This window comes from Candidatus Villigracilis vicinus, assembly GCF_016702885.1.
GTDB classification, from domain to species: Bacteria; Chloroflexota; Anaerolineae; order Anaerolineales; family Villigracilaceae; genus Villigracilis; species Villigracilis vicinus.
On record NZ_JADJDD010000021.1, the window covers coordinates 1 to 13,536 of the forward strand.

Below are 13,536 nucleotides of genomic sequence, written 5' to 3' on the forward strand. Positions count from 1 at the left end.
CGAGGATGGATGCGCAGGCGATACTTAATGAACGCTGGTCACCTTTGACGATGGCAGTTTGAGGAAGGTCCAGCTCGGGGAGTTCAAGGCGGAAATCTGTTAACAGGTACTGAGGAAATTGATGCAACCCTTCCAGTGCGCGGCTTGCGGCAAGACGAGTTGCGGGCACAATGCCTAATGAGTCGATTTCCTCTGCGGATGCGAATCCGATACCCCAGGCGATGGCGGTCTCTTTGATATGCGGTACAAGTTTGGTGCGTTTGTCGGGAGTTAACTGCTTGGAGTCGTGTACTCCGCTAAGAGTTTGGAGAAGATGCGGATGGTTGTGGGGGAGGATGACCGCGCCGACGCAGACGGGTCCGGCAAGGGCGCCGCGCCCGGCTTCATCCATTCCGGCGATCAAAGTATAGGAAGACCAGATGTTTTTTTCGTACGTTAAATCAGGGTTTGGGATCATACACGCCGCGTATCCCATTGAGGCGGATGCGGAAGATGTCGCCGATCATGCGCAGGGCGTCACGTACCGCGCTGACCTTGCTGTCAGCGTCGTAATACCAGTGAATGGGAATCTCACGGATACGCATTTTATTGCGGCGGGCAAGGTAGAGTAATTCAATATCGAAAGACCAGCCGGTCTGTGTTTGTTGCCGCAGGATGGTTTCGGTGGTTTCTGCACGGAAACATTTGAAGCCGCATTGGGTGTCGTGCAAGCCAGGCAGGATCAAGGCGCGGATGGCGAAGTTGATGGCACGTCCACCGAGGTGGCGGTAGGGCGGCTCATTGTAGCGGATGGCGCCTGGCGCTTCACGTGAACCGATGGCAACATCGAAATCGTCCAAGGCGGGCGGCAGGAATTTTTGCAGGTCTTCGATGGGCATGGAAAGATCGGCGTCGCAAATGAAGCGGAATTCACCATGCGCTTCAAGCATGCCACGGCGGACGGCATTCCCTTTGCCTTTGTTTTCTTCATGCACTACGATCAGGTTGGGGTGACGTTGTGCGAATTGTCTGGCAAGCTCAAGGGTGTTGTCTGTGCTTCCATTTTCCACGACGATGACTTCACTGGTATAGGTCTGTTCTTGCAGGAACGAAAAGACCTGCTCGAGTGTACGCGGCAGGCGATTCGCTTCATTGTGAGCGGGGATGACAACGGATAGAAATAATGCGTTCAATTCAGGTTATGTTAGGGGGTCAGATAGAATAGCGCGAATGCTCCAGCGATAACCACACAGCATTCCACAATTCCCAATCCTGCTAGCAGGATGATTTGTGAACGCGAGATGCCAGAGGATTTTTTTCTGGCAGGCTGCGCTGGTTGCGCTTTGGGCGCGGCGTTTGAGGCTGCTTTGGGTGGAGCCTTGGGCGCCGCATTAGGAATTTGTGTTTGAGGAGCGGCGGCGGGTGCTCGTTTTTCAACCGGTTTCATAGTCTGAGGCGGGGGAGCTTCTCCCTCCTGAACAATGGTGGTACTCGGTTGGGGTTCGATGATCAAATCTGCCAGCGCCAACACTTGTTCGGCACGCAACACAGCGCCGGTCTGATTGAGGCTGTTCGCAAATTGTTTGATCGCATCGCTGCGCAATACCCGCACCGCCGGTCTGATCGATTCGATGTTCGCGCCGGGGTCAATGGCGATCAGGACCGCATCCACTTGAAATGGGGTATTGATATTGTTTATTTCCAGGTACTTTTGGAAAGCTCGCCTTAGTTTTAATAGCAGGTCGATCAAGTTTCTTTTAGCGGGGGTTGCCACGCCATTGCTGACCGTGTTCCATTCTGTTTCCTTGGCTTCAAATTGTCCTTTGACGGGGGAGGCGAGTATCACCGTCATGGAGCCGGGTCCGATCAGGATCATGGGAATGATAATGTCGCTGCCGGGCAGGGTAAAGTTTCGAATTAATGCGAACCCCTTATCCAAAAGGCGGTCCAATTGGGCAATCACAGGCCGCTGTGCTTCCGTTTCGGGGAACCAGTTTGGTCCGAATTTAAGGGTTCCTTGAACACGGGCAACGACGCTGATGCTCCCTTGTTGATCCAGGAATGGAGTTCTATCGATAACTTTCATGCATGTCACCTAAAAGAGCGGGACGTTCTCCAGCTCATCTTTTGCCGCGTTTTCATGAGTGGCGATATATTCACGGTCATCTGTCTTGACCAGCATAATGGATTTGGCGAGCGTAAAAGTACTTGCCTTCAACTCCTGCCGCGTGCCGGAAACAAACTGCTGTCCTTTTTGCAGGCGTTCAAGCAGGGTCTTACGGTCTAAAACGAGCCGGTCTGAGAAGGTGAAGCCACGGCGTTCATAGGCGCGCACTACAACGATCTGACCATTCTTATAACGTACGGCTTCAACGACACAATCGATTTGTTTTGCCATGGAAAATCCTTTGAAATTAATTTTAACACAGCTTAAATTAAGAGAGACACGCATCACATAACTGTAACGTTCGTGTCTCCTAGCCTCTACATAGTTTTGATAGGCTGCCTTATCCCTCAATGGGGAAACCTGCACCTGATTTGCTATTTAGTCGGGGCGACAGGATTCGTACAATCCCCTCAATGGGGAAACCCGCACCTGTTTTGCTATTTAGTCGGGGCGACAGGATTTGTACAATCCCCTCAATGGGGAAACCTGCACCTGATTTGCTATTTAGTCGGGGCGACAGGATTTGTACAATCCCCTCAATGGGGAAACCTGCACCTGATTTGCTATTTAGTCGGGGCGACAGGATTTGTACAATCCCCTCAATGGGGAAACCTGCACCTGATTTGCTATTTAGTCGGGGCGACAGGATTTGTACAATCCCCTCAATGGGGAAACCTGCACCTGATTTGCTATTTAGTCGGGGCGACAGGATTCGAACCTGCGACCTCTTGCTCCCAAAGCAAGCGCGCTAGCCGGACTGCGCCACGCCCCGATGTAAATAAGCCTGCCGAGTATAATGCGAAGAATGAATACCCGTCAAGCCATTCTCACAATAACTCTATTTTTGCTTCTTTTTGGAGCTTCAGCCTGCTCGTCCCTGGAAGAGGCTGTACCGACTGCGACCGTTACTCTCCCTCCTACTTCCACTGCTACAGTGACGCCCAGTCCCAGCCCTGTGCCGCCGACAGCAACGGCAACTCCGTTGGGCTGCCTTAGCCAGCCAGGCAAGATCGAACAGGGAGTGGTGACTGCCACCGTCCCGTCGCAGGAATTTCTTATCTACCTGCCGCCTTGTTACTCCGAACTGACCGACTTGCGTTACCCCGTCCTCTATTTGCTGCATGGGCAAACCTATACCATGGATCAATGGGTGCGGTTGGGGGTGCCGCAGGTTGCGGATGAAATGTATCTTCGCGGAGAGAGTGTCCCGTTTATCGTTGTCTTTCCCAATGATAATTATTGGAATTCAAGCCCCGGCTCCACGTTTGGGGTGCGTCTTGTCGGTGCGCTGGTTCCGCATATTGATGCCAACTATCGCACCATTCCAGATCGCGACCATCGCGCCCTTGGCGGGCTTTCCCGCGGGGGCGGCTGGACAGCTCAACTGGGTTTGGAGAACCCCGGCATGTTCGGTTCATTGGGTTTGCACTCTCCCGCCATTTTTAAGGGTGATGGCTATGTCGTAGATAAACTCATGCAAAGCATCCCTCAGGAAAGCCGCCCGCGCATCTGGTTGGATGCCGGAGATAATGACCGTGAGTTAAAAAGCATTGTCCAATTTGAGCAGTCACTCACACGTTATTCCTACACTCATGAATATCATTTCCTGTCGGGTGATCATTCCGAACTTTATTGGGGTTTGCATGTACATGAATACCTACAATGGTACGCCGAGGCATGGAACCCGCAGCCTGAAAGCGAATAAGAGACAGGGTTCGTACCACGGGTATAATTTTGTTTCTAGCTTAAACAGGAGTATACATGAACATCTTTTTAACCGGCGGTGCAGGCTATATCGGCTCTGCGACCGCAGAAGCACTCATCAAGGCAGGGCATTCCGTTACTGTTTATGATTCACTCGTTACCGGGCATCGCGAAGCGGTTCCGGCTGGAGCAGAATTCATCCATGCCTCATTAGATGACAGTCAGGCGCTTGCCGCGGTGTTGAATTCAAAAAAATATGATGCCGTAATGCATTTTGCGGCATTCATCGAAGCCGGTGAAAGCATGAAAGATCCCGGTAGATTTTTTCGTAACAACTTCGCTAATTCAGTCCAATTGATGGATGCGGCTGTGCAAGCTGGCGTGCGAAAGATCGTCTTTTCCTCTACGGCAGCGGTATATCAATCGAGCGAAGAGCCGCTGACGGAAGATTCGCCGATCGGACCAACCAATGTATATGGTCACACAAAGTTGATGACCGAGCAAGTGCTTGAGTGGTATCGTTCGATTTTCGGAATGCACTATGCCATCTTGCGTTACTTTAATGCCTGCGGCGCATTGCCCGGACGGGGCGAGGCGCATCAGCCTGAGTCACATTTGATTCCACGTGTGTTGCAAATTGCATTGGGTCAAGCAGAGAGCGCCACGATCTTTGGCACCGATTACCCCACCCCCGATGGAACCTGCATTCGTGATTATATTCATCTGGGTGATTTGGTCTCAGCGCACGTCCTTGCATTGGGCGCGTTGGAGAAGCGCGACAAGATGATCTACAACGTGGGCAGTGGCAACGGATTCTCCGTTCGTGAAGTGATCGAGGCTGCGCGTAAGGTAACGGGACATGCCATTCCTGTTGTTGAACAGCCGCGTCGCGCCGGTGACTCGGCGCGTTTGGTTGCCTCTCCAACGAAGATCAAAAAGGAATTAGGCTGGGAACCAAAGAATACCAACCTGCAGGATATCCTCTCAAGTGCCTGGGAATGGCACACAACGCATCCGCATGGATACGAAAAATGAGTTTTACATTTCATCGTATTCCAGTTGGTATTTGCAATTGCTTTCTTTTACGCGGCGACCGCACTATTCTTATTGATGGCGGTGCAATGGGCGGTTTTCCTTCGTTTCAGCGGCAACTGCAGGCATTGCACATTGACCCGAAAGAGATCAAGTTGATCCTGCTGACGCATGGGCATTGGGATCACATCACCTGCCTTGCCGATATTCAAAAGCTCACCGGCGCAAAGATCGCTGTCCACAAAAAGGATCAGTTCATGGTTGAAACGGGGCAGCCGCCATTTCCAAATGGAACAACACCGTATGGTCGGATGATGGCATGGTCGGCAAAGCGGATATTAAATCCGCATCTTCCCCCGCTCAAAGTGGATACGGTTATTTCCGATGCTGGTATGTCGCTGAAAGAGTATGGCATTCCCGGTGAAGTCGTTTATACCCCTGGTCATTCACAGGGACATGTGAGTATTTTGCTCGAGACGGGCGATGCCCTCATAGGGGATATGGCGATGAACGATTGGTATCTGCGCCTGACGCCCGGTTTGCCCGTGCTTGCAGATGATATCAATAAGGTCGTCGAAAGCTGGAAGAAGATCTTGCCGATGGGGATTAAGAAAGTTCACCCGGCACACGGCAGGGTTTTTGATGTAAGTATTATGCAAAAAGAGATCGCCAGCTTTAAGCCGAGATAAGATAGAAAAGAGCCGGAGACATTTTGTCTCCGGCTCTTTTCTTTATAAAATGCTTGCTTCGATTTTTTCCACTTCTCTTTTTGCGTCAATCAGGTCGGCATTGGTCAGGTCGCGGTAGACTTTGATAGCTTCAAGCTTGTTGCCTTTCTTGAGCAGTTCAATAATCCGCGAATCTGCCATGCCGGGGTTATTGACGTATTCAATGCCTAATTTCCTGTAAAGGAAATCTAATTTAACTTCCAGTTCTGCTACGCGGACGCGTAGGTTGATAAGGTCTTGTTCGGTGGACATTTGAGTATCTCCTTGACAAGATAATATCTTTCTTCATACGTATTGCCATTCACCTATTTGTCCTACTGACCACACGTGAAGCGCGCCAGGGCTTCATCGAAAAGCCCACGGGCGGCATCGGCTTGTGGGGTATAGACTTTCCAGGCAAAGACGCGGTCGCCGCAGGTCCATGCGCCTGCGCCGCCGTAGGGGAGTGCCGGGGTGGCGATGGTGGTGATATTGTCGTAGACTACGTTCATGTTGCGGGTTAGAAAGACATCGAGGTTGTTGGTCGGGGTGTCAATGGCATCGTCGAGCAGGGTATCGAAGAGGAATTTTGGGTCAGCTGTATTCGGCGCGATCTGCCACATGGTTTGAATGAAGAGATTTCCATTGAAGGCGGCGATCAATCCCTGGCTGTAGGTGCTGGGAGAGGCAGGGTTCTGCTGCGCGCTCACATCAAAGAAGGATACATCCACGGGATGACCGATGCAAAACTGATATTCGCAGAACAAGCCGATCAGGCTGAACGGCGTGGATGATGGAAATGGGGTGGGGGGAGTCGTCCGTGTGGAGGTGGGGATGGCGGCAATGGTGGCGTTGACTGCCTGCTGGATCTGCACATTGGGGTCAGGGGTCGCTTTCGGTGTGCAGGCGGCTGTCAGAAACAGGAGCAGGCTTATTGTTAAGAGAAGAGGCGTTTTTCTTTTCATCTCGAAAATTATACTTGTCAATATACACCCCAATCCGATGACATTTATCGACTTGACGAGAGGGTACGAGATGGCGTATATTTCTCTTACCCCTACCCCCCTGGGGGGGGGTAAGAGAAACTAAGCGGACTGTATCTGGAAGCTAGAGGTAACTATGGAAAACGAAGCGACACTTAGACGATTAAAGACCGTGGAAGGACACCTGCGCGGAGTCATCCGTATGGTGGAGGAAGATGCATATTGTATCGATATCATCCGTCAGATACAGGCTGTAGAAGCCGCTTTGAACAAGGTCAGTTCAAAAATTCTTGAAGACCACCTGAATTCCTGTGTTATCACGGCGATCCAGGGAAATGATAAGAAAGAACGCGAACGGGTCTTGAAAGAGATCACAGAAGTATTTGAAATGTCAACAAAGGTTTAAGGGTGCAGGTTTCATATTGCAATTGAACCCTCAACCTTGATCCTTAAACATTAAAACAAAATAGGAGAAATAAACCATGACCACCGTAACCTATAACGTCCCCGCCATCCATTGCGGACATTGCACCCACACCATTGAAATGGAAGTGGGCGAATTGCAGGGCGTTCAGTCCGTAAAGGCTGAAGAAGCCACCAAGAAGGTTGTTATCACCTTCGATGCGCCTGCCGACGAAGCCAAGATCAAGGCATTGCTTGCCGAGATCAATTATCCCGCTGAAGGTTTGCTTACTTTGTAATTACTTAGACCTGACAGGTTTCGAAAACCTGTCAGGTCTACAAGAAGGTTTAAATGACCGAAACAAAGCAACTCACAATCCCCATTACCGGCATGACCTGCGCCAACTGTGTTGCCACGGTGGAGCGCAATTTGAAAAAGCTCGATGGCGTGCAAACCGCGGTGGTGAACCTTTCCTCCGAACGCGCCACACTGGATTTTGACGCATCCAAACTTGGGCTGACCGATTTCATCGCCCGCGTCAACCGTGCCGGGTATGGCGTAGCCACCGGTGAAGCGGATCTTGTCATCAAGCGTTTGTCCGATGACAACGATGCCCGCCGCCTCGAAAAAGCCCTCGCCAAACTCGAAGGCGTTCTCGAAGCGCAGGTGACATTTACAACTGAAAAGGCGCGTGTCAAATACGTGCCGACCATTATTACGCAAGCTGAATTACGCCGTGCAGTATCTGCTGCTGGTTTTGAAGCCATAGAACTTGGCGGTGTGGCAGAAGATGCCGAAGCAATGGCGCGCGAACATGAGATCAACGAACAGCGCCGTCTGCTCATCATTGGTTTGATATTTACAGTCCCGCTTTTTGTTCTTTCCATGAGCAAAGACTTCGGGCTGCTTCCTTCCTTTTTTTACACTGGCACCACCATGGACGGCATGCGCGACGCCCAACCCTGGTTTAACTGGCTGATGCTGGCGTTGGCTTTGCCAGTTCAATTTTATGTAGGTTGGCAATATTACGTGGGTGCGTTCAAGTCGCTGCGCAATCGATCGGCGAATATGGATGTGCTGATTGCGATGGGCTCTTCTGCCGCGTTCTTCTATTCGTTGCCGATCACGTTCGGCTGGCTGATGGGACACGTCTATTACGAGACCGCTGCGGTCATTATCACTCTGATCAAACTCGGCAAGTTCCTCGAAGCCCGTGCCAAGGGACGTACCTCCGATGCCATCAAGAAAATGATGGGTCTGCGTGCCAAGACCGCGCGCGTCATCCGTGAGGGTGTCGAAACCGAAGTACCCGTGGACGATGTTCGCGTGGGGGATGTGGTGATCGCCAAACCCGGTGAGAAGATCGCTGTGGATGGGGTGGTGGTCGAAGGTCGCAGTGCGATCGACGAATCCATGCTGACGGGCGAGTCTCTTCCGGTAGAAAAGAAACCGGGTGATGCTGTCATCGGTGCGACGCTCAATAAACTCGGCATGCTCAAATTCGAAGCCACCAAAGTTGGAAAAGAAACCGCCCTGGCGCAGATCATTAAACTCGTAGAAGACGCGCAAGGCAGCAAGGCTCCCATTCAGAAAATGGCGGATCAAGTCTCTGCCGTGTTTGTCCCTGCGGTTATTGCCATTGCCACGCTGACGTTTTTCGGTTGGTACTTCTTTGGTCCGACCTTGCCGATCAATTCGGATATTGATAATTTCACCCGCGCACTGATTTATATGGTGGCTGTGCTTGTTATTGCTTGCCCATGTGCAATGGGACTCGCCACACCAACCGCCATCATGGTGGGGACGGGCAAAGGCGCAGAAGCGGGTATCTTGTTTAGAAATAGTGAAGCCTTGGAACGTGCAGGAAAAGTTAGCGTAGTTGTTCTCGATAAAACCGGGACGATCACGAAAGGTCAACCAGCGGTGACGGATATTGTGACCGCAGACAATAGACAATTGACCGCGGACGAACTGCTCCGCTTGGCTGCGAGTGTTGAGAAAGGTAGTGAACATCCGCTCGGTGAAGCGATCTGGGCGGAAGCCACCACTCGCGGGCTGACGTTGGTGGATCCGGCTGGGTTCAAGGCAGAGGCTGGGCATGGCGTTCAAGCCGAGGTCGAAGGAAGAAGCGTGATGGTCGGGAACAAGAGAATGTTCGAGGCGAGAGGAATCTCGTTAGGCAGTCTCGAATCCGAAGTGTCGCGTCTACAATCCGAAGCCAAGACGGCGATGCTGGTTGCGGTGGATAACGTCGCCGCAGGAATCATTGCGGTGGCAGATACCATCAAGGACAGTTCGAAAGATGCGATTGCCGACCTGCACAAGATGGGCTTGAAAGTTGCAATGATCACCGGCGACAACCAGAAAACTGCTGAAGCGATTGCGAAGCAAGTTGGTGTTGACACAGTGCTGGCTGAAGTCTTGCCCGAAGGCAAATCTGCTGAGGTCAAGAAGTTGCAATCGTCCATGGTCCATGGTCAATCGTCAGTCGTTGCGATGGTCGGTGACGGTGTCAACGATGCGCCTGCTCTCGCGCAAGCGGATGTAGGTCTCGCCATTGGCACAGGCACAGACGTTGCCATGGCTGCCGCACCTGTGACTTTGATGAGCGGCGATCTGCGCGGCGTGTCGCGTGCAATAAGTTTGTCTCGCAAGACGGTCACGACCATCAAGCAAAACCTGTTCTGGGCGTTCATTTACAACGTGATCCTCATCCCTGCCGCGATGCTTGGATATTTGAACCCGATGCTCGCCGCTGGCGCGATGGCGTTCAGCAGTGTCTTTGTGGTGACGAATAGTTTGCGATTGCGCGGTGTGAAGATTTAGGATGATGATAGACCACGGACGATAGACGATGGATGGTTTTATGGTCAATCGTCTATTGTCCATCGTCACAAGAATATATGACCAATCTAACTCAAGAACCTGAACAGCAGGAAATCAAATCCGCCTGTGGCGGAATCTTGAAAGACCCATCCACTTACCCTAGTGCGATGTTTAACGGAGAGAGAGTCTACTTTTGTAATGCCGCCTGCCTGAAAGCATTTCTGCTTGCGCCGGAAGCTTTTATGGCTGGAGAGGTTGAACATCCGCCCGAGGATGTCGATGAATCCGAATTTGACAAAAGGAACTCTTAAAATGAAAAAGATAGCTTTACTACTGATGACTGTATTGTTTGTCACGTTGACCGCCTGTGCCCCCAAAGCTGCCGAAATGCCCAAAGCCGAATTGCCCGCAGGCAAAGCCTGGGCAGATGGCAAGGAAATTTATTTCATCCACACCGAAGCTTCAGACCCCGGTGTATCACAAGCCCTGACCGACATGATGAAGTCACCAGTGATCCTCGTGCCTTCGCTGGCGAATGTGCCTGATGAATCATTGGCGAATGTTTATGTTTTCACCAATGGCTTGGCTGGTTCAGGTCCGTTCGGGTTTCAAGCTGACGTGTTCGATAACCCTCCCGGCACCGATGGGTACACTCCGCTTCGCCGCCTCAATGTCATCACTTGGACAGATGAATCCAAAGCTCGCGAATTGACCCATGTCGATGATGTGTTGGCTGCCGAAACTGCCGGTGAATTGACCATCGAACAACCTGGCGTAGTCATCAACATGCCCTTCGTCGTTTGGGATGGCGGGCAGCGATAAGAAACGAATTTACGGCTTACGCATTAAGAATTTGCGTAAGCCGTAATGTGTAATGTGAAAAAACTTTATTGAGGTCGAATGAGTAAGAATCAAAAACCTTCGGTAGACCCTGTCATTGTTGTGATGCTCGGCGTTATTTTCCTTGCCGTGGCTGTTGCCATGATCGTCTTTGCGCCTGATACGAATTCCATCAACATCACTGCCGATGCCAGTGTGATGAGTCAACTCGTCGTGGCGTTCGTCACTGGCATTACTACTGGCGGACTGAGCTGCCTTGCGGTACAGGGTGGTTTGCTCGCCAGTTCGCTGGCGTATCAGATCGAGCAGGATTACAGCGCCCAAGCCAAAAATAAAAAAGCAGCGCGTACCAATTCTGCCATGCCGATAGCACTTTTTCTCCTTGCAAAACTGGTTGCGTATACATTGATGGGAGCCTTGCTCGGCTGGCTTGGTTCCTTCCTTACATTAAGTCCGTTGACCCGCGCCTTCCTTATGATCGCCATCGGCATCTTCATGGTTGGCAACGCCTTGCGCATGTTCAACGTCCACCCTATCTTCCGCTACTTTTCCATTGAGCCGCCGAAGTTCATCACGCGTTACATCCGCCGAACTACCAAAGGCACAGATACCGCCACACCGATCTTTCTTGGCTTGCTCACGATCTTCATTCCCTGCGGCGTCACTCAAGCGATGATGGCAACCGCCCTCGGCACAGGCAGCGTACTCATGGGCGCGGCATTAATGTTCGCCTTCACCCTCGGTACCAGCCCGGTATTTTTCGTCGTCGCGTATCTCGCCACCGAACTTGGTTCAAAACTTGAAAAATTCTTTATGCGATTCGTCGCTGTTGTTGTTTTGATCTTGGGACTCGTGACGTTGGACGGCGGACTCAACCTGATGGGCTCGCCCCTTTCGCTTCAAAACCTGACCCGCGGCTGGCTCGCTCCACAAGCAGAATCCAATACTGTAGCAGAATCCTCCCAACCTGCCGCCGCAAGTGATGAGGTCATCCTAAACGTGGAAAACAACGGATATTTCCCTGCCATTCTCAAAGCTCCTGCAGGGAAAACTTTGACCTTAAACCTCATCACCAAAGACACCTACTCTTGTGCGCGTGACTTTGTCATCCCTGATTTGAACGTGTATCAATTATTGCCAGAGTCTGGTACTGTCCAGATAAGCATCCCTGCCCAGGAAGTAGGCTCAAAATTATTTTTTACCTGTTCGATGGGTATGTACACCGGGCAGATCGTGTTCGGAAATTAGACGATAGACCATAAGACCACAAACCATCGTCCAAAATGGAGTTTCAATGATAAAAAAAACCTTCAAAATCCCCGATATGAGTTGCACCAACTGCGCCATGAAGATCGAATCTCTGGAAGATGACCTCGATGGCGTGAAAGCGATCAATGCCAGCTATCATAAACTGGAAATGGTTATTGAATATGATGAAGCCAAATTGACCGATGAACAGATTATTACAGCCGTGAAGGAAAAGGGATACACAGCGGTGGTTGTTTAGTTGTTTTGTCAAATAATAGTTTTGTCGGGCAGCACCAAAATGCCGTTTTGCCCGACTAATTCTTTAAACTTATTTACCTACCTTCCTCTTTCCGTTATACTGTCCCCCATGCCCAAATACTACACGCCAAGAGAGGCAAATCATCTGCTGGAAATCGTCCGCCCGATGGTGGGGGAACTGATGGAAATCGTGGAGCGGGTCCGCGAACACCAGCCTGAAATCTGGGCAATGGTGGAAAAATCAGCAGGGAATGGCGGCAACCCGGCATTAAGTAAAATATTGCCAGATTTTGACCGGCTGGATGCGATCCTGCACCGCCTTCAAGATATGGATATTGAAGTGAAGGACCTTTCGATCGGGCTGATCGATTTCCCCGGGGTGCGCGATGGCAGGTTGATCTGCCTGTGTTGGAAATATGGTGAGGGGAGTATCCAATTCTGGCACGAGATCGAGGCGGGTTTCGCGGGGCGTCAGCTTATCGACTGGGAGTAGTCGTTTTCATATCACATCCGTACGCAAAACAATTTCATTGAGACCTGGAGAGCAGAGATGAGTGTATCCAAAATTGGACGGTATGAGATCGAATCGGAGTTGACCATGGGGGGCATGGGTGTCATTATTCTCGCAAAGGATCCATACATTCAAAGGCAGGTTGTCGTCAAAGTGTTGATGTACAGCCGTACATTGGATGAGATGTATCGTGATTTTTTTCAGAATGAAGCCGAGGTCATTGCCGCGTTGGAGCATCCCTGCATTGTGCCCATTTATGATTTCGGCTGGCATGGTCAGCAGCCGTATATCGTGATGCGTTACATGGCAGGCGGCAGCCTGCAAGATCGGTTGGATAAGGGCGATATCAAATTGACAGAGATGGCGCACATTCTGAAACGGGTGGGGGATGCGCTTGATGCCGCCCATGCCAAAGGCATCATCCACCGTGATATCAAGCCCTCCAATATTTTGTTCGATGCGTCTGGTGAGTCCTTCCTCTCTGATTTTGGCATTGCGACTTCAAAATCCATCAAGGATGATGACGGGGAATGGCTGGTGGGTACACCGGCGTACATGAGCCCCGAACAAGCCCGGGGTGCCCATGTAGATGCGCGTTCGGATGTGTATTCCCTTGGTGTGACCCTTTATCGTTTGTTGGCAGGGCAATTGCCATTCTCAAGTGACTCAGCCACCAGCCTGATCAACTCGCATGCAAAAATGCCGATACCAGATATCCGCAGTGTCAAATCGAACATCCCAGCGGTATGGCAGGAAGTGGTCGCGAAGGCAATGGCTAAAGAACCTGATGACCGTTACGCAACGGCAGGCGATTTTGCCCGGGATGTGAACGAAGTAGTTTCGGGTAAGTGGTATTTAAGAAAATTATAAATTCTGGA

18 protein-coding genes and 1 tRNA gene are annotated in these 13,536 nt (G+C 51.1%); 12 read left to right on the top strand and 7 right to left on the bottom strand.

The features are described from left to right. From IPG80_RS14260 to IPG80_RS14280, 5 genes are all read right to left on the bottom strand, one after another. The coding region (locus tag IPG80_RS14260) for a ribonuclease HII (protein ID WP_345107960.1) at positions 1-457 on the bottom strand (457 nt) is incomplete at its 3' end. Continuing rightward, positions 441-1,172 (bottom strand): dolichyl-phosphate beta-glucosyltransferase, encoded by a 732-nt coding sequence (locus IPG80_RS14265; RefSeq protein WP_345107961.1) that lies wholly within the window; start codon positions 1,170-1,172, stop codon positions 441-443. The genes IPG80_RS14265 and IPG80_RS14260, both read right to left, overlap by 17 nt. 11 nt (positions 1,173-1,183) lie before the next feature. Then, positions 1,184-2,065, bottom strand: coding sequence for a hypothetical protein (locus IPG80_RS14270; protein WP_345107962.1), 882 nt, complete (start codon positions 2,063-2,065; stop codon positions 1,184-1,186). 9 nt (positions 2,066-2,074) lie between these two features. Next, positions 2,075-2,377, bottom strand: a complete 303-nt coding sequence (locus IPG80_RS14275; RefSeq protein ID WP_345107964.1) for a hypothetical protein — start codon at positions 2,375-2,377, stop codon at positions 2,075-2,077. A 466-nt stretch (positions 2,378-2,843) separates the two neighbouring features. Continuing rightward, a tRNA-Pro gene (locus tag IPG80_RS14280) sits at positions 2,844-2,918 on the bottom strand. A 33-nt stretch (positions 2,919-2,951) separates the two neighbouring features. On the opposite strand from IPG80_RS14280, the gene IPG80_RS14285 reads away from it, so the two are divergent. Genes IPG80_RS14285 through IPG80_RS14295 form a run of 3 tightly spaced genes read left to right on the top strand, consistent with a single transcriptional unit; the run spans position 2,952 to position 5,571 of the window. After that, positions 2,952-3,851: an alpha/beta hydrolase-fold protein gene (locus tag IPG80_RS14285; protein WP_345107966.1), complete on the top strand. Its 900-nt coding sequence runs from the start codon at positions 2,952-2,954 to the stop codon at positions 3,849-3,851. 56 nt (positions 3,852-3,907) lie between these two features. Next, the gene (gene galE, locus IPG80_RS14290) at positions 3,908-4,885 is read left to right on the top strand and encodes a UDP-glucose 4-epimerase GalE (protein WP_345107968.1); all 978 of its coding nucleotides are present in this window, start codon (positions 3,908-3,910) and stop codon (positions 4,883-4,885) included. After that, entirely contained in the window at positions 4,882-5,571 is a 690-nt protein-coding gene (locus IPG80_RS14295) for an MBL fold metallo-hydrolase (protein ID WP_345107969.1), read from the top strand. Before galE ends, IPG80_RS14295 begins: the two co-directional genes overlap by 4 nt. A gap of 42 nt (positions 5,572-5,613) precedes the next feature. Here IPG80_RS14295 and IPG80_RS14300 read toward each other — a convergent pair whose 3' ends face one another. Together IPG80_RS14300 and IPG80_RS14305 are read right to left on the bottom strand one after the other, a co-directional pair. Beyond that, positions 5,614-5,862: a hypothetical protein gene (locus tag IPG80_RS14300; RefSeq protein WP_345107971.1), complete on the bottom strand. Its 249-nt coding sequence runs from the start codon at positions 5,860-5,862 to the stop codon at positions 5,614-5,616. A 62-nt stretch (positions 5,863-5,924) separates the two neighbouring features. Beyond that, positions 5,925-6,554, bottom strand: a complete 630-nt coding sequence (locus tag IPG80_RS14305; RefSeq protein WP_345107973.1) for a hypothetical protein — start codon at positions 6,552-6,554, stop codon at positions 5,925-5,927. Between the two features lie 154 nt (positions 6,555-6,708). On the opposite strand from IPG80_RS14305, the gene IPG80_RS14310 reads away from it, so the two are divergent. From IPG80_RS14310 to IPG80_RS14350, 9 genes are all read left to right on the top strand, one after another. Beyond that, on the top strand, positions 6,709-6,978 hold the full coding sequence (locus IPG80_RS14310; protein WP_345107974.1) for a metal-sensitive transcriptional regulator: 270 nt from the start codon (positions 6,709-6,711) through the stop codon (positions 6,976-6,978). 76 nt (positions 6,979-7,054) lie between these two features. Next, entirely contained in the window at positions 7,055-7,273 is a 219-nt protein-coding gene (locus tag IPG80_RS14315; RefSeq protein ID WP_345107975.1) for a heavy-metal-associated domain-containing protein, read from the top strand. A gap of 53 nt (positions 7,274-7,326) precedes the next feature. Further along, positions 7,327-9,801, top strand: a complete 2,475-nt coding sequence (locus tag IPG80_RS14320) for a heavy metal translocating P-type ATPase (RefSeq protein WP_345107977.1) — start codon at positions 7,327-7,329, stop codon at positions 9,799-9,801. Positions 9,802-9,878: 77 nt separating this feature from the next. After that, positions 9,879-10,112 carry a hypothetical protein gene (locus tag IPG80_RS14325; protein WP_345107978.1) on the top strand — a complete coding sequence of 78 codons (234 nt, stop codon included), beginning with the start codon at positions 9,879-9,881 and terminating at the stop codon, positions 10,110-10,112. A 1-nt stretch (position 10,113) separates the two neighbouring features. Then, complete coding sequence (locus IPG80_RS14330) at positions 10,114-10,623, top strand: hypothetical protein (protein ID WP_345107979.1); 510 nt, start codon at positions 10,114-10,116, stop codon at positions 10,621-10,623. A gap of 78 nt (positions 10,624-10,701) precedes the next feature. Next, positions 10,702-11,889 (top strand): sulfite exporter TauE/SafE family protein, encoded by a 1,188-nt coding sequence (locus IPG80_RS14335; RefSeq protein ID WP_345107981.1) that lies wholly within the window; start codon positions 10,702-10,704, stop codon positions 11,887-11,889. A gap of 46 nt (positions 11,890-11,935) precedes the next feature. Beyond that, positions 11,936-12,148, top strand: coding sequence for a cation transporter (locus IPG80_RS14340; protein WP_345107983.1), 213 nt, complete (start codon positions 11,936-11,938; stop codon positions 12,146-12,148). A 108-nt stretch (positions 12,149-12,256) separates the two neighbouring features. Beyond that, entirely contained in the window at positions 12,257-12,640 is a 384-nt protein-coding gene (locus tag IPG80_RS14345; RefSeq protein ID WP_345107985.1) for a DUF2203 domain-containing protein, read from the top strand. A 57-nt stretch (positions 12,641-12,697) separates the two neighbouring features. Next, positions 12,698-13,528 carry a serine/threonine-protein kinase gene (locus IPG80_RS14350; protein WP_345107986.1) on the top strand — a complete coding sequence of 277 codons (831 nt, stop codon included), beginning with the start codon at positions 12,698-12,700 and terminating at the stop codon, positions 13,526-13,528. Positions 13,529-13,536 lie beyond the last annotated feature (8 nt).